Below are 19,911 nucleotides of genomic sequence, written 5' to 3' on the forward strand. Positions count from 1 at the left end.
TCAATTCCCTCCCAGCCGGTATAATACGTCATTCCATTTCAGCTCTTTTTTCAGCTCATGTATTTCGGTATTGCGGGAAATAAAGATGCTTTCAATGCCTGCCATCTCAGCCCAGTCAAGCATCTGTTCAGCCGTAAGCCGGAAGGACATACAGGTATGGTGGGCGCCTCCCGCCAAAATCCATGCTTCCGCAGCTGTTTTCAGCGATGGCTCCGGCTTCCACAGCACCCGCGCCACAGGGAGATTCGGCATATCATGATCAATTTCCCTGCCTTCCGCTTCATTCAGAATGAGACGGAATCGCCCGCCGATATCAATGATGCTGGCGATGATGGCTGAACCGCCGATTCCGTTAAAGACCAACCGGGCCGGATCTTCCTTCCCTCCGATTGAGAGAGGATGGACTTCGATTTTCGGCTGATCAAGGGCGATCGTCGGACATACTTCAAGCATATGTGATCCGAGAATCATCGCACGCCCCGGTTCAAAATGGTACGTATAATCTTCCATGAAGGAGGTTTGTTCTCCGTCCGCCATTATTTTCATCATTCGCACAAGGGCAGCCGTTTTCCAATCGCCTTCGCCGGCAAATCCGTACCCTTTTTCCATGAGACGCTGAACGGCAAGACCCGGAAGCTGCTTCATTCCGTGCAAAACTTCAAAGGAGGTCGAAAACGCTGTATATCCGCCCCGTTCGAGAAAGGCCGTTAATCCGAGTTCAATTTTCGCCTGTTCTTTAATGGAAGAAACTTTTGCTTCATCCCGTTTTGTTTCGTCGCTGATGACATACAATTTGTCGTATTCCTCATAAAGCGCCTCAATTTCTGAGTCGGTGACGTTGTTCATCACCTCAGTAAGATCGCCGATTCCGTACCCGTCAACCTGCCAGCCGAATTGGATGTGGGCGCCGACTTTGTCTCCGTCAGTAACCGCCACATTCCGCATATTGTCGCCGAACCGGGCTACTTTAATATTCCTGCTTTCATTCCAAGCGGCAGCAGTGTTCATCCATTGCGAAATGTCATGTTTGACTTCCTCATCATTCCAATAGCCTGCGATGACTTTTCTCGTCTGCCCCATTCTTGACTGGATATATCCGTATTCCCGGTCTCCGTGAGCGGATTGGTTGCTGTTCATAAAGTCCATATCAATCGTTTCCCACGGGATGTCCCGATGATACTGGGTATGCAGATGAAGCATCGGCTTTTGAAAAGCGGAAAGACCTTCAATCCACATTTTCGCAGGGGAAAATGTATGCATCCACGTCACGACCCCGGCACAGTTTTCTTGATACTGCGCTTCCCGCAAAACCTCTCTGATCGTTTCAGATGACGTGACAACCGGTTTATGCCTGATCTTGTATCTTGATGACACCCCGCTGAGACCGTCACATATCCCCTTTGCGTGTTTATCGACAAGCTGCAGCGTTTCCTCTCCGTATAAGTGCTGGCTTCCCGTTACAAACCAAAATTCATATTCTTTGTTCTGAAGCACATTCATTTCCCCTTTCCATTAAAATAAAGCGCTTGCATTTTTAGAAATATACGTATGAATATAAACTATAAAACTTTTATCCTTCTATTTGTACGAACAATTTTATTATAGTTAAGGAGGAATCAAACTGTCAATCTTTTATTGCAAGTAAAAAAGCCGGACACACATGCCCGGCTGATCAATTAATAGGAAGGCCAGCCTGAACTCCAATCGATATCATTGATGAGCATCTTCGGAATTCCGCTGTTTTCGGCATCATACGCATGACGCACTAAAATATTTCCGTTCACAATGTCTTGACCGCCCGGACCTTTCCAGCGGTCATTGCCGGAGTCAAGAATCGTCCCTCCGCCTTCTGACATGCTTTTCCCGCTTTTATCGAGATATGGGCCGGTGATGCTTTTGGATCTTCCATAAGCAATTTTGTACGTACTATTCACGCCTGAACAGCATTTATCAAACGACACCATTAAGTAATAGTAGCCGTTCTGGTAGGTGATGGCCGGCGCTTCCAAAGCTCCGCCGTTATTCGGTCTGGCAGCGATGGAATAAAGTGATCCCGTCGGTTTCATTGTATTTTTATCAAGCTTTGTCAGCTTAATGCCGCTCCAAAAAGAACCGAAGGCAAGCCAAGGGTTTCCGTCTTTATCAATTGTCAGCTCCGGATCAATTGCATTGTAGTTATCGGCGCTTGTTGAACGGATGACGAGCCCTTCGTCCTTCCAGTTTCCCGAACTGAGGCTTGTAGATGATGCAAGACCGATCGCGGAGGTATTTTTGCCGAATGAAGAAACGGCATAATACAGCCAATACTTTCCGTTAAAATATTGAACATCGGGGGCCCATTGATTCAGCCCGTAATTCGGCACATAATTGCCCCACCATGACAGCGGGGAAGTAAAGATTGATTTCTGAACGGTCCATACGCCGCCGCTGCCCGCCTTTAAGACGCGAAGCCCCCTCTCCCCTTCCAAACCGGTTCCGAAAGCGTACCACGTGTTTCCTTCCTTCGCCATTGTCGGATCGTGAAGCAATTCATTTGATGCCCCCCAAAACGCGGCAGATGCCGGAGATGAAGACATCAGCAGCAGCCCGGCTGTAACGGCTGCGCACGAAAAGCGGATCATGCGTCTGAATCTGTTTTTCATTTGTAAACCCTCCCCTTTTTTAAAGCGCTTTCAAAAACATGTTGTCAGATTTTTCTATGTCTTCTCTTATTGTAGACGCAGGGCTCATATTTGTACAGACAAAAAAAAGAATCTGCTTAAAAAAGCAGATTCTTCCGTATCTTTATTGGTAAGTAATACGGTCAACTGTTTCCCGGTCTAATTTTTTAATCACTTCTGTGATCAATTTTACCGTATTCTCATAATCATCCCGATGCAAAATAGCGGCATGAGTGTGAATGTAGCGCGTCGCGATCGTAATGGACAGCGCCGGCACTCCGTTTGCGGTTAAATGAATGGAACCTGAATCCGTGCCCCCTCCGGCAATAGAATCGAATTGATACGGAATTCCCGCTTCTTCCGCCGTGTTCACGACAAGGTCGCGCAGCCCTTTGTGAGATACCATTGACGCGTCATACAGAATAATTTGCGGCCCTTCGCCGATTTTGCTTTGCGCCTCTTTTTCAGAAATTCCCGGTGTATCTCCGGCAATTCCGACATCCACACCGAACGCGATATCAGGCTGGATCGTATGTGCCGCTGTTTTCGCCCCGCGCAGCCCGACTTCTTCTTGAACCGTTCCGACCCCGTATACTTCATTGGGGTGATCACTGTTTTTCAGATTTTTTAATACATCGATGGCAATCGCACAGCCGATACGGTTGTCCCATGCTTTCGCCAATAAATGCTTTTCATTGTTCATCACTGTAAATTCAAAATACGGCACAATCTGGTCACCCGGAAGAACGCCCCATTCCATTGCTTCTTCACGGCTGGACGCCCCGATATCGATGAACATCTCTTTAATATCGGCGGCTTTTTTTCTGGCGTCAGGAGGCAGAATGTGAGGCGGTTTCGAACCGATGATCCCCGTGATGTCCCCTTTTTTTGTCACGACGGTGACGCGCTGGGCCAGCATGACCTGAGACCACCAGCCGCCGACGGTTTGAAAGCGGAGAAAGCCTTTATCAGTGATTTGCGTCACCATAAAACCGACTTCGTCTAAATGCCCTGAGATCATGATTTTCGGACCGTTTTCTTTGCCGGTTTTTTTGGCGATTAAGCTTCCCAGCCGGTCTGTTGTGACGTCATCGGCAAATAGTTCTATGTATGATTTCATCACTTGTCTTACTTCTCTCTCATTTCCCGGTATCCCTTTTGCATCCGTTAACGCTTTCAGCATGGTGAGCGTTTCATCTAATTTTGTCATCAATAAACCTCCTTTTTTTCACTACCCTTCTTATTATACAAAACCAATGCTGAAGCATACGATTAATTCGCCTGAAAAACGGGTAAATGTTTTTATCTATTTCTTTTAAAAAAATGAAACCTTTTGTTTTGTTTTTCGTATTACATCAGATCATGACAAAGGTGAGGAGGTGCCTTCACACATATGGCCATTACAGTATTGAGGATTGTCTTGCTTGCACTTCTTATTTATTTTATTTACATGTGCGTCAAATTTTACGCAAACCCGAAAAGAAGGCTCAGACTGGCACAATCAAAAGAGAATTTTTATTTTATTGACGAACAGAAAAACACGCGAAAAAATCTCCAGCTTACTTATAAAGGAGTGCTCTTTGAAGGAGAAAAGCATATCCCTTCCAAAGATCATCCGCTGTTTATTCATACGATATTTGTATGGACCGAAAATCCGGAAAAGCTTAACCGCTTTTCTGCAGGTGATTTTGAAGAAGTCGAAAAAAAGGTATTGGAGCGGTACCCGAATTGTAAGATTGATTGGGACCAGCCCATCAAAAAAGCGAAAAAAGCAGGCGAGCGATAAGCTCTCCTGCTTTTTATGTTTTATACATCAAATACATCAGCACAAGGGCGGCTTCAGTGAGAAAAAGCAGCGGCACCCCGTATAAAAAGGATTTGTGTTTCGTCTTATGCCTGAAGGTGCGCATGCCGATCCATACGCCGAGTGAGCCGAACATGGCGGCTGTGAGCCATATTCGTTTCTCTGATATTCTCCACCGGTGTGCCTTTGCTCTTCTTTTATCAGCGCCCATGATCCAAAAGCCGTATCCGTTTATCAATACGGCGTAAATGAAGAGAGCCATTGATTGTCACCCTTTACGTAAAAAAACCGCTCCCGGAAAGAGAGCGGCTTTTTCAACTTACTTGTCTAACTGAGCTTTAGCAGCATCAGCAAGCTGATTGAAAGCAGTAAGATCGTTTACAGCAAGATCAGCAAGCATTTTGCGGTTTACTTCGATGCCTGAAAGCTTAAGACCGTGCATTAAACGGCTGTAAGAAAGACCGTTCATACGTGCAGCAGCGTTGATACGAGTGATCCAGAGCTTACGGAAATCACGTTTTTTCTGACGGCGGTCACGGAATGCATAGTTTCCTGATTTCATGACCTGCTGGTTTGCTACTTTGTATAATCTATGTTTTGAACCGAAATAACCTTTTGCTAATTTAAGAACCTTTTTACGACGCTGACGCGACACAGTTCCGCCTTTTACTCTTGGCATTATATTTCCCTCCTAATTGTTCCTTGTCCGATTACTTGATGTTAGCAAGCTGTTGTTTGATGCGTTTGAAGTCTCCTGCGCTTACAATAGCACCCTTGCGAAGCTTACGCTTTTGCTTTTGGGATTTGTTGGCGAATAAGTGACTTGTATATGCATGAGAACGTTTTAACTTCCCAGAACCTGTCTTTTTAAAACGTTTAGCAGATCCGCGGTGAGTTTTCATTTTTGGCATGGGATTTCCTCCTTATTGCTTTTCGTTTTTCGGCGCGAGCATTAAGAACATGCTGCGGCCGTCCATTTTTGGTTTTGTTTCGACTGTCGCAACTTCCGCACATGCTTCAGAGAAACGGTCCAATACGCGCTGGCCGATTTCTTTATGAGTGATTGCGCGCCCTTTAAAGCGGATAGAAGCTTTCACTTTATCGCCTTTTTCAAGGAATTTAATCGCATTGCGCAATTTCGTGTTAAAGTCATGCTCATCGATCGTCGGACTTAATCTAACTTCTTTTAAGTTAATGATTTTTTGATTTTTGCGTGCTTCTTTGTCCTTTTTCTGCTGCTCGAATCTGAACTTACCGTAGTCCATGATGCGGCAGACAGGCGGTTTTGCATTTGCTGCAACTAACACAAGGTCAAGATTTGCGCGGCCGGCGATTTCAAGTGCTTCCTGACGGGACTTGATGCCGAGCTGATCGCCATTTTGTCCGATCAGACGAACTTCACGTGCACGGATACCCTCATTAACCAATTGATCTTTGCTAATAATGAGCCACCTCCATAGTTTCTTCGAATTGATTCACAACGCTTTTTGACTGCATTCTGCAGGCAAACAAAAAGTGCGGGCATGACAACACACCCACACTACGAACATCTGCATAAATAAAAATGTACGGTCAACCTGCCAACTACATGAATGTGTCAATCAGGTGAGAAGCGGGTGCCTCTGCTTGTGATTTATATTCAATTCAATAACTATTCTACACAATACCGGATCATTAGTCAAGAATGACTTCTCCGGATCAACTTTTTCATTTTAACACGATGCCGGGGCGAGCGCAAGGAAAAATGTGAAATTTCGTTCTTTGCCGCACGCGGATGCTGCCGGACAATAAAAAACCCGGGTCTATGACCCGGGTTTATCCTCCGATGAGCTGAACGAATACCGGAATGACCAGCACCGTCACCACTCCCACGACGACAACCGCGATACTTGCCATTGCCGCTTCTACTTCCCCCATCTCAATACCGACCGCAACACCGAGTGCGTGTCCTGATGTGCCGAGAGCCAGTCCTTTAGAGATTGGGTGCTTTACTTTAAACAGTTTTAAGAATAGAGCGCCCAGAGCATAGACGATAACGGCGTTGAAAATGACGGCGAAAGCGGTGATATCGGTGATGCCGCCGATTCCTTTTGACAGCGGAAGGGCAATTGCCGTTGTCGCCGCCTGCGGAAGCATGCTTTTCATAACGGCCGCGTCAAGATGAATGCCTTTTGCGATCAAATAGACAATCGTCACTGAGCAGATAGAGCCGACAATGATAGAAGACATGATCTGCCACCAGTATTTTTTCAGTTTGTCACGCTGTTTGTATAAAGGGATGGCAAAAGCGATCGTTGCGGGCTCCAGGAAGAATTTAATAATGTCTCCCCCGCTTTTATAATCTTCATATGAAAAACCGCCGAGCTTCAGAAAAAGGATTCCAAGCACCATTGCGACAAACAGCGGGGTGAAGAGGAAAAAGCCTCTCGTTTTTTTAAATAAATACGTGCCGATGCCAAAGGCCGCAAGTGAAACGACAATACCGAAATATGGACTCATCCGATTTCCCTCCTAATGCTGCACAAGTTCTTTTTCCTGATTGGAACGGCGCACCGTTTGTTTTTCAGGAGCAGTCTTCTGACGTTTTTGGCTGGCAGACAAGATCAGCTGAGAAAAAAGGCCCGTGGCCCCTAACAGAATGATGGTGGCGAGTAAGATGACGAGTGCGATCTGCACGCCGTACTGCTGCATGACGCCAAGTGAATTCATCACGGAGATGCCCGACGGGACAAATAAAAATCCGATCAGTGACGTTAATGATGTTCCCAGCGTTTCTACTTGTTCAAGCTTAATCACTTTCAGACATAAGAGGACAAATAATAACACCAAACCTACTACGGAAGCGGGTATAGGAATGGGGACAATCGCTGCAATCCCATTAGATATGAGCATAATTACGGCAAAAATAAATGCTTGTGTCAGAAATCCGTACACTTTTTTCGCACTCATTTTCTTCACCTCTTTCTCTTTGTTAGGTCCATTATAAAAGAGAAATCGCCTTTTAAAGCGCTTTCATAACAAACGGCTGAATATTCATTCTGAAATGCAAAAAACGGCTGCTGAAATGCAAAAGCCGCCTCATATAATATGAAGCAGCTTTTTTAAGTCCTTGGCGTATGTACGGCTGACGGGAATTTTAGAGCCGTCTTTTAAGATAAGATTGTACGTCGAATTAAACCACGGATGAATTTCAGTAATATGCTCCGTATTCACGATGAACGCGCGGTGCACTCTCAAGAAACCCGTATCAGGCAGTTTTTTCTCAATGACCGCCAAAGTTTCATGAACGGAATAAGAAGCGGCAAACGTTTTGACAGAAACGTGTCCGTCCTCCATGCCGGCGAAAATAATGTCCTTCGTATCTAAAATGACAATAGATTCACCGGCTGATACAGCCAGTTTATGCGCTCCGGCTGCGGACGGCTGCTCTGAGACGGCTCCTGCCCTGTCCTGCTTCACTCTTTTAAACTTTCTGATCGTCTGGCGCACTCTTTCTTCATCAAAAGGCTTCGTTAAATAATCGAGCGCGTCGACTTCAAAGGCTTTTAAAGCAAATTGGTCATACGCCGTTGCAAAAACGACGGCCGGCGGATTTTTCATGTTTTTCAGCCGTTTGGCAATGTCAAATCCGTTTTCTCCTGACAAATCAACGTCCAAAAACAGCAGATCCGGTTTTTGATCCATCATACTGTCAAAAGCGGATTCAATATTTTCTGCTTCGTTTATGTCACTTACTTCATTCGTCCGTTTCAGCAAATAAGCTAATTCATCTCTTGCCAGCATTTCATCATCAACGATTAACACCTTCAGCATGTTCTTCTCCTTTAGTCATCAGTTTCAAAGGCAGCTCAAATGATACGTCCGTACCTTTGCCGGCCTCACTTTCCAATCGCAGGGCTGCTTTGGGGCCGAACAGCCCGATCAGCCGCTGATTTAAATTGTAAAGCGCGGTTCCCGTCCCTTCTTTAGACGGGAGCGGACGGTTTCCGAGCACGGACAGCAATTCCGGATCAATTCCCCGCCCGTTATCTCCAACCCGCATTAAAACCGATTGACCGGCGGATACCACGCTGACATTGACGGCACAGCTGTCCTGCTTTCTTGAAAATGCATGGCGGAGCGCATTTTCGACGAGGATCTGCAGCACAAAAGGAGGAATTTCGATGTCCTCCAAACCGCGTTCGATCTCAAGGCTGATTTTATATTTCCCGGGAAAACGGGCCTGCTCCAATGATAAATATGCCTGCAGATGGTTCAGTTCTTTAGAAAGCGGGATGAGCAGCTGCCTTGCCCCCTGCAGATTGGAACGGAAATAGACGCTGAGCTGCAGCAGAAGCTTTCGGGTTTTTTCCACATCCGTACGGCAAAGAGCAGAAATCGTATTGATCGCATTAAACAGAAAATGCGGATTGACCTGTGCTTGAAGCGCCTTTATTTCTGCGTCTTTCAGCAATTTGCTCTGCAGTTCCGCCTCGCCGAGTTCAAGCTGGGTGGAAAACAGCATGGCGAGTCCTTCTGCAAGCTCTTCTTCAACCCGGCTTAAACCTGACGGGCTTTTAAAGTACATTTTCAGCGTCCCGATCGTTTTGCCGTTTGACGTCAGCGGCAATACGATCGCCGCATGCAGCGGACAGGGATCGTGCGTGCATTCAATTTCTGCCTTTGATGTCGCTTTCATAATATGACCCGTTTTAATGACGCGTTTTGACAATCCGGTGATCAGGCTTTCAGACGGAATATGATGGTCGGCACCCGCGCCGACGTGCGCCAAAATCTTTTCGTTATCCGTAAGCGATACCGCGTCCGTTCCCGTTTGCCTGTGGATGATGGCGGCGACGCTTTTGCATGAGCTTTCATTCAGCCCCTGGCGGAAAAACGGAAGCGTCTGATCGGCAATCATCAGCACCCTGTGGGTTTCAAGGGCTCTCGCCCGTTCTTCCTTCCGGATAATCGACTGAATGATCGAAAGAAAAATAAAAGTCCCTGACCCGTTTACCAATATCATCGGGATGCCGATGATGCTCACAAGCGTCCAAGCATCAGAAAACGGCTTGGCCATCAAGAGGATGAGCAGCATTTGCAGCGATTCCATTCCGAGTCCGACAAGCGCGGCCACCCGCGGTGTCGGCATCGCATAGCGTTTTCTGAAATACCGTCCGATCCAGCCGGACAAAATGCCCGCTAAAACGGATGAGACGGCACAGCTGACTGCGGTCGCGCCGCCGAGTGATAAACGATGGAGGCCGGCCAGTATGCCGACGCCGATTCCCACATACGGGCCGCCTAAGAGTCCGCCGATTTCAACGCCCATAATTCTTGTATTGGCAATTGAACCTGACGGATTAATTTGAAACACCCAGTCATTATTCATGATTGTATTCCGCTGAATTTCTATTCCCGTATAGTTGCTGATGATACTGAACAGCGAGAAAATTGAAATCAGCACCGCTTTGCCTTTATAGCTCTCAGGCTGCTGGAGCGCCTGTCTGAACAATCTGGTATGAGCCAGAACAAATCCCAATATGACGATAATTCCGACTCTTTCCAGCATCATGATGATCAAATGCAGCATACTTTTCACCTGTTCTTTCAAATTTTATTTTATCACGTTTTAGAGCCTGAGACAGAATCTGACACAAACCTGCCTGTTTTTTTCAAATCATCTGAAAACAAATCTTTCACAGTCTATATATCTATTGTAGAATAAACGGGAGCCTTGCGGCAGAGAGTTTCAGAATATAACAAAGAGGAGAAGATCATGAAAGCCGTATTTTTTGATTTGGACGATACACTGTTATGGGATGAAAAAAGCGTCAGAACAACATTCAGGGAAACATGTTTACAAGCGGAAAAAAAATATGGCCTTGACCCGCATACATTTGAAGAGGCGGTTCGGAAAGCGGCACGGGAATTGTATATGTCATACGAAACCTATCCTTATACGGTCATGATCGGCATTAATCCGTTTGAAGGATTGTGGGCGAATTTTTCCGAGCCGGTCAGCGAAGGGTTTAAAAAGCTGAATCGGATTGCGCCGGAATACAGACGAAACGCCTGGACGAACGGCTTAAAAAGCGTCGGTATAGACGATGCGGCTTACGGCGAATATTTGGCGGAGTTTTTCGCGGCGGAACGCAGACAGCGTCCGTACGTGTATGATGAAACGTTTGCAGTGCTTGATAAGCTGAAAGGTGTTTATGAATTGCTTCTGCTGACAAACGGCGACCCCAGCCTGCAGAAAGAAAAACTCGCCGGCGTTCCTGAGCTCGCGCCTTATTTTAATGAAATCGTCATCTCAGGCGCTTTCGGAAAAGGGAAACCCGACGCCTCCATATTCGAACATTGCCTCGGCCTCCTGAACCTGAAAAAAGAAGACGCCATTATGGTCGGAGATAACCTCAATACTGATATATTGGGAGCGAAACGGGCAGGCATTACGACAGTCTGGGTAAACCGGACGCAAAAGAAAAATGATACGGACATTGCCCCTGATTACGTGATCAGCGATCTTCACGAGCTGTTTGCGATTATAGAGAAACAAAAAGAAAGATAATGTTATACGCAAAAAAACCCCATTCTGAATGAACGGGGTTTTTTGTATTTCCGGTTATTTTTTCGCTTCGGCTACAGCCTTTTTCACAAAATCGTCCAATGAGACGGTTTCTGATTTCTGCTCACCGTATTTCCGGACGTTTACCGCGCCGTTTTCCGCTTCTTGGTCACCGACCACAAGCATGTACGGGATTTTTTGCATTTGCGCTTCACGGATTTTATAGCCGATTTTTTCGTCCCGGCTGTCAAGCTCGACACGCAGGCCTTCACGCTGCAGGCGCTCCTGCACTTTTTTCGCATAGTCAAGATGCACGGACGGTGATACAGGAATGACTTGGAATTGCACCGGCGCAAGCCATGTCGGAAGGGCGCCTTTGTGCTCTTCGATTAAGAAAGCAACGAAACGCTCCATCGTTGACACGACGCCGCGGTGAATAACGACAGGGCGGTGCTGTTTGCCGTCTTCTCCGACGTAAGTGAGATCAAAGCGTTCCGGAAGAAGGAAGTCAAGCTGTACAGTTGACAATGTCTCTTCTTTGCCGATCGCCGTTTTCACCTGCACGTCAAGCTTAGGGCCGTAAAACGCCGCTTCGCCTTCCGCTTCATAATAGTCGTGCCCCATCTCATCCATTGCCGCCTTCAGCATGGACTGCGCTTTGTTCCACATCTCATCATCATCAAAATATTTTTCCGTATCTTCAGGATCACGGTAAGACAGGCGGAATGTGTAATCACTCAGTCCGAAGTCTTCGTATACGTCTTGAATCAAACGGACCGTGCGGATGAATTCTTCTTTAATCTGATCAGGGCGGACGAAAATGTGCGCGTCATTTAACGTCATGCCGCGTACGCGCTGAAGACCTGAAAGCGCCCCGGACATTTCGTATCGGTGCATCGTTCCCAGCTCTGCAATCCGGATCGGAAGCTCGCGGTAGCTGTGAATGTCCTGTTTATAAATCATCATATGGTGAGGACAGTTCATCGGACGGAGCACGAGTGTTTCATTGTCCATTTCCATCGGCGGGAACATTGTATCCTGATAATGATCCCAGTGGCCTGATGTTTCATACAGGTCTTTGCTTCCGAGAACAGGCGTATAGACGTGCTCATAACCGAGGCTCAGCTCTTTATCCACAATGTAGCGCTCGATCACGCGGCGGATGGTTGCGCCTTTCGGCAGCCAGAGCGGCAAGCCTTGTCCGACTTTTTGAGAGTTGGCGAACAATTTTAATTCTTTGCCCAGTTTTCGGTGGTCGCGCTCTTTCGCTTCTTCAAGCATCCGCAAATGCTCTTTCAGGTCATCCTTTTTAAAGAAGGCCGTGCCGTAAATGCGCTGAAGCATTTGGTTTTTGCTGTCGCCGCGCCAGTATGCGCCCGCAAGGCTCAGCAGCTTAAATTCTTTAATTTTGCCTGTAGACGGCACGTGCACGCCGCGGCACAGGTCAAAAAATTCGCCCTGCTCATAAATGGAGACCGTTTCGTCTTCCGGTATGGCATCCAGCAGTTCAAGCTTCAGATTATCGCCGATTTCCGCAAACATGGCTTTTGCTTCATCACGGCTCACTTCTTTTCGGATAATCGGCAGATTTTCACCGACGATGCGTTTCATTTCTTTTTCAATCTTCGGAAGGTCATCCGGCGTCAGCGCCTGCTCCATTTCAACGTCATAATAGAACCCGTTTTCAATGACGGGGCCGACACCGAATTTCACATCTTTATAAATGCGTTTAATCGCCTGGGCCAATAAATGCGCCGTGCTGTGCCGCATGATGTTCAAGCCTTCTTCTGTGCCTTCTGTAATGATTTCTACGGCACCATCCTCTTGAATCGGCGTTCTTAAATCAATTTCCTGTCCGTTCAGTTTTCCGGCTAAAGACTTTTTCTTTAATCCCGGACTGATGGATGCCGCGATATCTTCTGTTGTTGTTCCTTTCGGAAATTCCTTTACCGCTCCGTCCGGAAATGTGATGTTGATCATATCTGACATCTTCGTCACTCCTTTTTTTATGCAAATCAAAAACCCCGCCCCCTATGAAAGGGACGAGGTTAAATAAACGGAATCGTGGTTCCACCCTTTTTTCCGCACGGCCGATTGTTTCGGCACCTGCAGCTCTAAACTCTGTAACGGGAGTTCCCGTCAGCTATTACTGGCGCTTCTTCCGGCGTTCACAGCTGAAGTTCAAAGGCGGTAAAGACAATGATCCATAGCTGGAAAGCTTTCAGCCTGGGCTCTCCTCTCTTATAAAGCCGGTATCAATGCTTCATGTCCTTATCAATACGTGTAGCAATCATTAATCTTTTATGTATTATAAAATGTCTGCGAGAAAAATGCAACTCGGTTTTCCGTCTGATTTCGCACAGACAGCCCTGCCGCTTACACAAGGCCGTCCGTGCGGCTATCCTTCCGTCTTCTCGGCTGCAAACGCGCCCAGCGGAAAAAGGCGCACCCTCTCCTGAAACACGTTTTGAATCGTTCTGGACATCATATGCTCCGGTTTGTCCGTATACAGTTCTACCATCTCAGGCGCAATGGAGATCAGCGGCGCAAGGAGATGGGAATCTATATACATCGGGTGCTCCCGCACAAACCGTCTGTCTATGTATTTTTTCTGTTCCCGTTCTGACAAATAGCGCAGCTCCCACAGCGTAAAAGCCCGGTCATGTACGATGCGGACTTTCTTCATCCGCGGCGGATTGGATGTCACATAATCTCTCAGAGATTGGATAAAGTTTTGATATTCCTGTTCCATCCGATATTCATCTATCGCAGCCTCCGCGTATTCTCTGAGCCGCTCATAATACCTGCCGAGCCGGAACGTCTGAAACGAACGCACGGAAAAAACACCCGCATCAAGTGAAATCGTCCGGAGCGCATCTGAAATAAACTGTGTGCGCGGCTCTTTCTTCGGCTCGAACGGATGATCCTCAAGCTCTCCTTCCATAATGCTGTGTGCAAGCTGAAGGATTTGCTGCTGTTCATCCTGATCGGTGAAGCAGTATGCGTCCTCAATAAGCGAAAGCATATGCTCGTCTTCTTTGCATTCCAAAAAAAACCTGACAAGTATCGGCTCAATAAAGCGCTGAACGCAAAAAGCCGTTTCAGACCTTGCGATTCCGACTTTTTTTATGCCTTCACGGACAATAAAATGTCTCCGGTCGTCCGATTGCTGAATGAGATGTAAAAAAGCGGCGGTATCGTGGTCATCTTCAAAGATCACTTCAAGCATATTTGTCCCCCCTTACGGCATCTGTTACAAGTATATGGGGGATGTTTTTAAAATAGACGTAAAGGTTAGCTTTCACCGCCGAACAAATGGCGCACCTTCTTTTTAAATATAACGGGAAGCGATAAAAATACGATGTAAAGACAGATCACGCCGAGTACGGTCAGCACATTGCCGGACATAAAGCTCGCGCCGAGCACATTCAGGACGATCGTCCCCGGAATAATGCCCGCTGCGGTCGCCAAAAAATACGTCATCGGCCTGACTTTCGATAGGCCCGCGGCATAGCTGATCACATCAAAGTTAACAGGCAGAATGCGCAGGATAAAAATATAAAAGAAGCCATTGGTTTTCATCTGCTTTTGAATGGCTTCCATTTTTCCATGACGGCTTTTCTCATTAAAGGCAAACAGCCCCGCCGCAAAAAAAGACGCGGCGGCAGCGCCCATTGAGCCCGCCAGCGTATACACGGTGCCGAAAAACGGGCCGAACGCCAATCCTCCGGCGACGGAAACGATTGATACGGGAAACAGCACAAAAGGCCTGACAATGGAAATTCCGATAAACACAAGCGGCGCAAAAACACCGAACGATAACACCCACAGCCGGATCTCCTTAGGCGACAGATTCAGATATTTGCGGTTTGCCCACAGCAAAAGGCCCGCTCCCGCCGCAGCCGCAGCCCAAGTGACAGCCTTCTTATTCCTCATTCCCTCAAATCCTTCCCATTGGACGCCGGCATCATGAACGGCGGCGGTTTTCCCCGTCAAGACGGACGGGCGAAGCCAAATATAAAATCCGCTCCATCAGTCTTGCCGCTTTTACTTCTTCCTTTTCTCCCCGCTGTGAATACGTAAAATGATGCTTCAGCTCGTCTGGTGAAAAATTAGACGAGAAGAAAGTGGGAAGCTGCTGGCTCATTCTGTGCTGAAGCACGGTGCCGATGACCTCATCCCTGACCCAGCTTGTCATTGACTCCGCCCCGATGTCATCAAGCATCAGTACGGGCGTCGTTTTCACCATATTCAGTTTCGCCTCCAACGACTGATCCTGGAGCGAGTTTTTCAGCTCTCTGACAAATTCGGGAACATATACGATCATTGATGAATACTCTTTTTCCGCCAGCTCGTTGGCAATGGCGGCTAAAATAAATGTCTTTCCGATTCCGAATTTTCCGTACAGATACAGCCCTTTGCCTTTTCCCGTTTCATTATAGCTCTTCAGAAAATCCGTCACATGCTGGAAGATGCCGACTCTGCTCGGATCGGTAATGTCGATCTGCTGAAACGTCGCGCCGAGAAGATCCTGCTGGATATACATGCTCTTCATCAGGGACTTTTGTCTTTTCTGGCGGTCGAGCTTTCTCTTTTCCGGACATTCGTAATATTCAATATCAATGGAACGCCCGTTGATCACAAGCTTCGGATGATAGCCTTCAAGCAGGCTGTTCGTCCGGCTGTCTTTCGAGCAGAAGGCGCACTGTTTGCTTTGCTGAACGAATTCGTACAGTTTATTTAACCCTCTGTCAATCATGCTTTGATTGATTACATCTTTCTGTTCCTTCAAAAAAGCCTGGACGTCTTCGTCGGCCATGACTTGCTGCTGCATTCGTTCCAGGCGTTTTTGAAAGTCAGGTCTTTTCGTCACGCCTTCTAAGGATCGGCTGATCGGTTCCATTCAATATCACCCCGCTTCTCTGTCTCAATAGGCAGAGTATTTTTTCAGTTTTTTCATTTCTTCCATCATTTTTTTCTTCTGTTCTTCAAGATCCTGCGCGGAAAGAGCCGGCTGTTCTTGTTTCTTCCCGGTTTCTTCTTCTTTCATCCAATCAGGACGCTTTTCTTCCCGGACGGTTTTTTTGCCGCGCGCCGCGCCGTTTGTTTTGCCGTCCGCCCAATCAAGATATTGCCTGTGCTCTTCTATTGCGATCTTCATTGCTTCCCGTACCGTTTTGACTTTCTTTCTGGCCCAGTGGGCGGCGATTTTTTGGATATAGTTTTTGGACAGCTTCATATCCGTTTTCAGCATGACATAATAAATCAGCACATTGGTGACGCCGGGCTCAAGCTTTTGTTCGAACATAATATCAGCGATAATCTGCAAGTCGGCTTTTGACGGCTCGGTTCCGTCCGCAATGTCCTGAAGAAGCTTTCTCGGTGATATGGTCTCAAGCTGTGCGATGAGTTCGCCGTTCAATGAATCGTCCTTTTCCGTCCGGTTTTCTCTCAAGGTGACAGGCTGTGTTTTATCAATCAGTTCCGGAAGCTTCCCGCTTCTTTCAATTTGATACCAGTCGCTGGCCGCTTTCCTCAGCGCTTCGGCCGTTATCGTATCCTGTTCATTAATTGCGGTCATGACGACGTGCTGCATGGAGATAGGATCTATTCCGTATAAATATGAAAGCTTTTTAATGCTCTCCCGCACGTCCTGCGTGATTGATTTGCGCGGTATCATCGTTTCTGACAGTCCCGCCATGAAAAGCTCAAAATCAAACACTTCCTCCGTCACCGTATAGGAAGGCGCTTGTCCGACAGACGCCGTCTCATAGTCCTCGGGTAGCTTCATCGCCTCTTCCATATCAGGCGTCATTTTCCATTCACTCGGCTGAAAAGAGGCAAAAGCGTGATTAAAAGGACGGGTAATTTCCCTTGCGTCCGCGCCGACGGAAGGATGCGTGTAAAATTGTCTCAGCTGCTGGTATTTCGTTTTACCGACTCTGTTATAAAGAAAGACATTCAGCATGCCGTCTTCAAAAAAATCATTCGGTCTGAGCGGGGGCAGCAGCTCATAAATAAACATCCGCTCTTTTTGCTCGGACTCCCGGATATACACTTTCAGCAGCCCGATTCCTTCAAGCTTTCCCTGTTCATGATGAATCTTTTTTAAATTTGACTGCATCATGCCCATCAGCTGCCTGTGCGTGGATTCCGCTCCCCACAAGCGGTTCTGCTCAAGCTCTCCCCATAAGGTCATATAAAGGGAGAATGCAAAAGAACCGATCAGCGGCTGGTACAGATGTGTCAAAACCTGTCTGTCGACATCCTGAAGAAGCGAACGGCTTTTGACCGTATAAGGATCTACAGGCAATACGTCATTCCAATAGTCAGCCATGATTCTCAAACCTTCCGATATGTTTCTACTCTCATTTTACACCGTTTCTGCGATCTATCAAATGCCAATTTTGCTCATGAGAAAAGAGCCAGACACAATCTCTTAGCTCTCTCAGCGTTCTTTCTTTATTAAATCTTTCAATTCATCGATAAACACGTTTATATCCTTAAACTGCCGGTAGACGGAGGCAAAGCGGACATAAGACACCTCATCGATTTTCGCCAGACGGTCCATTACCATTTCTCCGACAAGTTCGCTTTTGACTTCAGATACACCTTGGTTTCTCAGCTCTTTTTCAATGTCAAAGCACATGTCTTCCAATGTTTTTAAAGGAACGGGCCTTTTTTCACAAGCTTTAATTAACCCGCGCAGCATTTTTTCACGGCTGAATTCTTCCCGGACGCCTTCTTTTTTCACGACGATCAGAGGCATCTCTTCAAACTTCTCAAATGTAGTGAAGCGGTAATGGCAGGCTTCGCATTCCCGCCTTCTGCGGATTGATTTCCCTTCGTCCGCAGGCCGTGAATCAAGTACGCGGGAACCGTTATGCTGGCATGAAGGACATTTCAAATTGGATCAGCTCCCATCTGTTTCGTTGCTGTAATGCGGTTCGCAAGCTTCCGGTAAATGCCCGCCAACGTTTCTAGGATGAGCCTATTTGTTGGGAGAGCCGATAGACCGGCCTTATCTTTTCTATTTTACAAAAAAAATGCTTAAAGAAAAAGCAATGCTGTTTTTTTACATTAGAAAAGGAGCATCAGCTTCAAAGCGCGTAATGGCTTTTTCAGCTTAGCTCCCTTGTGTTTGCGTTTTGAAAATTACAGTACTTTCGCTTGTGCCTGTTTAATCTGTACAGGCCCCATTCCTCTCGGTATTTCAATGTTTTCTCTTGTATCTGCATGTAATGCGTCCGCAATGTAATCCGCAGCCACATTAGGATCCAGGTCTCCACAAGTATAAACATCAATGCTTGCATATCCGTGTTCAGGAAAACTGTGAATCGTTAAATGTGACTCAGAGATAATAACGACTCCGCTTACGCCTTGCGGTGCAAATTTGTGAAATGCGACCTCGCGCACCTCAGCTCCTGATTTCAAAGCAGCATTTACAAACGTTTTTTCAATAAAATCCATGTCATTGAGCTTATCAAAATCGCATCCCCACAGCTCGGAGATGACGTGACGCCCCATTGTTTCCATAATCATGGACCCCCCTTAACAAGAATTAAAAAAGTGAATTTCCGAGAACTGACCCGGCCATTTACCACGGGGGAAAGTTAGTCCGGAGAGGTCCTAACCCTTTAAGTAATTCCGAAGCAGTCACGAGCAAGAAGTTCACGAAAGATAGTATACTGTGTTTAAGTTTATTTTGCAAGGTGTGTTTTTTGCGAATATGCCGTTAAGGGTTTTTTTCTAACAAATGTCCATGATCTTTAGTCTACACAGCTGACGGGTGTTTCATTCGCGCGGCGACGTGACGGATAAGATCAACGACACGGCAGGAATATCCCCATTCATTGTCATACCAGGCGAGCACCTTTACTTTTCGGTCTTCCATCACCATCGTTGTCAGTCCGTCGATGATCGCAGAGTGTGAATTCGTATTATAATCCGAAGAAACGAGCGGCTCATCCGAATAATCAAGAATTCCGTACATCGACGTTTTTGCGGCTCCTTGGAAAGCGGCGTTCACTTGCTCGGCCGACACATCTGTTTTCAGATCGCAGACAAGGTCCACTAATGACACATTCGGAACGGGAACACGCAAAGCGAGACCGTGAAGTTTTCCTTTCAAATGAGGCAGCACGAGCGACAGCGCTTTGGCGGCGCCTGTAGAAGTCGGAATGATGGACTCTCCGCACGCTCTAGCCCTCCGCAGATCTTTATGCGGATTGTCGATATTTTTTTGATCATTCGTGTAAGCGTGAACAGTCGTCATCAGGCCGCTTTCAATCCCGAATTCCTGATCAAGCACTTTGACGACCGGCGCAAGGCAGTTTGTCGTGCAGGATGCATTTGAAATAATGACATGTTCATCGGGGTTGAACTGCTCTTCATTTACTCCCATGACAATGGTAACGTCTTCATTTTTGCCCGGAGCCGTTAAAATGACTTTTTTCGCCCCTGCTTCAATATGGCTCATCGCTTTTTCTTTTGAATTAAATTTCCCCGTTGCTTCTACGACGATGTCTATTCCGCATTCTTTCCACGGAAGCTCTCTCGGGTCCCGGCGATTGAACAGCATAATATGTTTTCCGTTGACGATCAGGCTGTCGTCGGCAGTCTCAACTTCTTGATCGTATTTGCCGTGAATTGTGTCATACTTTATCAAATGAGCAAGCGTTTCCGGGGGATAGCTTGCATTAATGGCTGTTATTTGAATTTGATCATCTTCCATTGCTTTTCTGAACACCATTCTTCCGATTCTTCCAAACCCGTTGATTGCTACTTTTACCTTCATGCTCAGGTCACCCCTTTTTAATATGCCACTCTAATTTACCTTTATTTATATATAGTATAACACATTAAAAGAAATCCGCCAGTACAACTTGATAAAAATC

The 19,911-nt window shown here is 46.7% G+C and carries 21 protein-coding genes and 1 other annotated feature; of the genes, 2 read left to right on the forward strand and 19 right to left on the reverse strand.

The features are described from left to right. From araA to NYE38_RS13990, 3 genes are all read right to left on the reverse strand, one after another. Complete coding sequence (gene araA / locus NYE38_RS13980; RefSeq protein WP_017418324.1) at positions 1 to 1,494, reverse strand: L-arabinose isomerase; 1,494 nt, start codon at positions 1,492 to 1,494, stop codon at positions 1 to 3. 182 nt (positions 1,495 to 1,676) lie between these two features. Continuing rightward, positions 1,677 to 2,642, reverse strand: coding sequence for a glycoside hydrolase family 43 protein (locus NYE38_RS13985; protein WP_012118149.1), 966 nt, complete (start codon positions 2,640 to 2,642; stop codon positions 1,677 to 1,679). Between the two features lie 142 nt (positions 2,643 to 2,784). Next, entirely contained in the window at positions 2,785 to 3,870 is a 1,086-nt protein-coding gene (locus NYE38_RS13990) for a M42 family metallopeptidase (RefSeq protein WP_063636773.1), read from the reverse strand. Positions 3,871 to 4,053: 183 nt separating this feature from the next. On the opposite strand from NYE38_RS13990, the gene NYE38_RS13995 reads away from it, so the two are divergent. Continuing rightward, on the forward strand, positions 4,054 to 4,446 hold the full coding sequence (locus tag NYE38_RS13995) for a hypothetical protein (RefSeq protein WP_003152498.1): 393 nt from the start codon (positions 4,054 to 4,056) through the stop codon (positions 4,444 to 4,446). 13 nt (positions 4,447 to 4,459) lie between these two features. Here NYE38_RS13995 and NYE38_RS14000 read toward each other — a convergent pair whose 3' ends face one another. The 8 genes from NYE38_RS14000 to NYE38_RS14035 all read right to left on the reverse strand — a co-directional run bounded on the left by NYE38_RS14000 (position 4,460) and on the right by NYE38_RS14035 (position 10,036). Then, entirely contained in the window at positions 4,460 to 4,726 is a 267-nt protein-coding gene (locus tag NYE38_RS14000; protein ID WP_007613018.1) for a DUF1294 domain-containing protein, read from the reverse strand. A 57-nt stretch (positions 4,727 to 4,783) separates the two neighbouring features. Further along, entirely contained in the window at positions 4,784 to 5,143 is a 360-nt protein-coding gene (rplT, locus tag NYE38_RS14005) for a 50S ribosomal protein L20 (RefSeq protein ID WP_007613019.1), read from the reverse strand. A gap of 31 nt (positions 5,144 to 5,174) precedes the next feature. Continuing rightward, positions 5,175 to 5,375, reverse strand: coding sequence for a 50S ribosomal protein L35 (gene rpmI, locus NYE38_RS14010; protein WP_003152493.1), 201 nt, complete (start codon positions 5,373 to 5,375; stop codon positions 5,175 to 5,177). A gap of 12 nt (positions 5,376 to 5,387) precedes the next feature. Further along, positions 5,388 to 5,909 (reverse strand): translation initiation factor IF-3, encoded by a 522-nt coding sequence (infC, locus tag NYE38_RS14015; RefSeq protein ID WP_071543361.1) that lies wholly within the window; start codon positions 5,907 to 5,909, stop codon positions 5,388 to 5,390. A gap of 58 nt (positions 5,910 to 5,967) precedes the next feature. Continuing rightward, positions 5,968 to 6,098 (reverse strand) — a sequence feature (ribosomal protein L20 leader region). Positions 6,099 to 6,279: 181 nt separating this feature from the next. Next, the gene (lrgB, locus tag NYE38_RS14020; RefSeq protein WP_007408093.1) at positions 6,280 to 6,963 is read right to left on the reverse strand and encodes an antiholin-like protein LrgB; all 684 of its coding nucleotides are present in this window, start codon (positions 6,961 to 6,963) and stop codon (positions 6,280 to 6,282) included. 12 nt (positions 6,964 to 6,975) lie between these two features. Continuing rightward, positions 6,976 to 7,413: an antiholin-like murein hydrolase modulator LrgA gene (gene lrgA, locus NYE38_RS14025; protein WP_017418327.1), complete on the reverse strand. Its 438-nt coding sequence runs from the start codon at positions 7,411 to 7,413 to the stop codon at positions 6,976 to 6,978. Positions 7,414 to 7,542: 129 nt separating this feature from the next. Then, positions 7,543 to 8,277 (reverse strand): LytTR family transcriptional regulator DNA-binding domain-containing protein, encoded by a 735-nt coding sequence (locus NYE38_RS14030; protein ID WP_014418602.1) that lies wholly within the window; start codon positions 8,275 to 8,277, stop codon positions 7,543 to 7,545. Further along, positions 8,255 to 10,036: a sensor histidine kinase gene (locus tag NYE38_RS14035; RefSeq protein WP_017418328.1), complete on the reverse strand. Its 1,782-nt coding sequence runs from the start codon at positions 10,034 to 10,036 to the stop codon at positions 8,255 to 8,257. Before NYE38_RS14035 ends, NYE38_RS14030 begins: the two co-directional genes overlap by 23 nt. Before the next feature lie 186 nt (positions 10,037 to 10,222). On the opposite strand from NYE38_RS14035, the gene NYE38_RS14040 reads away from it, so the two are divergent. Next, a complete protein-coding gene (locus tag NYE38_RS14040) occupies positions 10,223 to 11,017 on the forward strand; it encodes an HAD family hydrolase (RefSeq protein WP_017418329.1) in 795 nt (264 codons plus the stop codon). A gap of 54 nt (positions 11,018 to 11,071) precedes the next feature. On the opposite strand, the gene thrS is transcribed toward NYE38_RS14040, so the two are convergent. The 8 genes from thrS to NYE38_RS14080 form a co-directional block, all read right to left on the reverse strand. Further along, positions 11,072 to 13,003: a threonine--tRNA ligase gene (gene thrS / locus NYE38_RS14045; RefSeq protein WP_025649713.1), complete on the reverse strand. Its 1,932-nt coding sequence runs from the start codon at positions 13,001 to 13,003 to the stop codon at positions 11,072 to 11,074. Between the two features lie 409 nt (positions 13,004 to 13,412). Then, complete coding sequence (ytxC, locus tag NYE38_RS14050) at positions 13,413 to 14,243, reverse strand: putative sporulation protein YtxC (RefSeq protein WP_017418333.1); 831 nt, start codon at positions 14,241 to 14,243, stop codon at positions 13,413 to 13,415. A 65-nt stretch (positions 14,244 to 14,308) separates the two neighbouring features. Next, complete coding sequence (locus NYE38_RS14055) at positions 14,309 to 14,950, reverse strand: TVP38/TMEM64 family protein (RefSeq protein WP_007408086.1); 642 nt, start codon at positions 14,948 to 14,950, stop codon at positions 14,309 to 14,311. Between the two features lie 31 nt (positions 14,951 to 14,981). Next, positions 14,982 to 15,917 (reverse strand): primosomal protein DnaI, encoded by a 936-nt coding sequence (dnaI, locus tag NYE38_RS14060; protein ID WP_012118157.1) that lies wholly within the window; start codon positions 15,915 to 15,917, stop codon positions 14,982 to 14,984. Positions 15,918 to 15,941: 24 nt separating this feature from the next. Continuing rightward, positions 15,942 to 17,351, reverse strand: coding sequence for a replication initiation and membrane attachment family protein (locus tag NYE38_RS14065; RefSeq protein ID WP_017418335.1), 1,410 nt, complete (start codon positions 17,349 to 17,351; stop codon positions 15,942 to 15,944). A gap of 111 nt (positions 17,352 to 17,462) precedes the next feature. Then, positions 17,463 to 17,921: a transcriptional regulator NrdR gene (gene nrdR / locus NYE38_RS14070; RefSeq protein WP_003152473.1), complete on the reverse strand. Its 459-nt coding sequence runs from the start codon at positions 17,919 to 17,921 to the stop codon at positions 17,463 to 17,465. 248 nt (positions 17,922 to 18,169) lie between these two features. Next, complete coding sequence (gene speD / locus NYE38_RS14075; RefSeq protein ID WP_003152471.1) at positions 18,170 to 18,550, reverse strand: adenosylmethionine decarboxylase; 381 nt, start codon at positions 18,548 to 18,550, stop codon at positions 18,170 to 18,172. A 238-nt stretch (positions 18,551 to 18,788) separates the two neighbouring features. Continuing rightward, positions 18,789 to 19,811, reverse strand: coding sequence for a glyceraldehyde-3-phosphate dehydrogenase (locus tag NYE38_RS14080; RefSeq protein WP_017418337.1), 1,023 nt, complete (start codon positions 19,809 to 19,811; stop codon positions 18,789 to 18,791). Between the last annotated feature and the right edge of the window lie 100 nt (positions 19,812 to 19,911).

The organism is Bacillus sp. EU63 (genome assembly GCF_038592915.1).
In the GTDB taxonomy this organism is placed as follows: domain Bacteria; phylum Bacillota; class Bacilli; order Bacillales; family Bacillaceae; genus Bacillus; species Bacillus velezensis.